This is a genomic window from Pseudonocardia sp. SID8383 (genome assembly GCF_009864975.1).
GTDB classification, from domain to species: Bacteria; Actinomycetota; Actinomycetes; order Mycobacteriales; family Pseudonocardiaceae; genus Pseudonocardia; species Pseudonocardia alni.
Genome location: NZ_WWFY01000402.1, coordinates 1 through 611 on the forward strand (window position 1 = coordinate 1; position 611 = coordinate 611).

Here is a 611-nt window from a genome sequence, read left to right on the forward strand (position 1 = left end):
GCCCCGCGACGCCGACCCGGCCACCCCGGCCGCCACCCGGTACGGCTTCGCCTCCGCGGTGCGCCGCGAGGTCGACGCCCGCAAGCGGCGCTCGCGCATCTACAGCTACGACGACATGCTCACCCGCCTCGCCGCGGCGCTGCGCGACCCGGTCCGCGGCCCCGCCGCCCGGGAGCGGCTGCGGTCGCGGTTCTCGGTGGTGCTCGTCGACGAGTTCCAGGACACCGACCCGCTGCAGTGGGAGATCCTGTCCCTGGCGTTCCACTCCGCCCCCGACACCACGTTGGTGCTCATCGGCGACCCGAAGCAGGCGATCTACGCCTTCCGCGGCGCCGACGTGCACAGCTACCTGCGGGCCGCCGACGCGGCGGCGACCCGGCGCACCCTCTCGACCAACCGCCGCAGCGACGCGGCCCTGCTCACCGCGCTGGACGGGGTGTTCGGCGAGGCCGCCCTCGGGGACTCCGGGATCGTCGTGCACCCGGTCCGGGCCCACCACACCGGGCGGCGGCTGACCGCCCGGCACGACGCCCCGCTGCGGCTGCGGCTGGTCGACCGGGACCGGCTCGACCTGACCGGGCGCGGGCTGGCCCGGGCCAAGGGCGCCCGCG

Annotated in this window: 1 protein-coding gene; it reads left to right on the forward strand. The window is 77.4% G+C overall.

What is annotated here, in order from left to right:
- Window positions 1–611 (forward strand): UvrD-helicase domain-containing protein (locus GTW08_RS09680; RefSeq protein WP_161151793.1); only part of this gene is annotated, 611 nt, incomplete at both ends.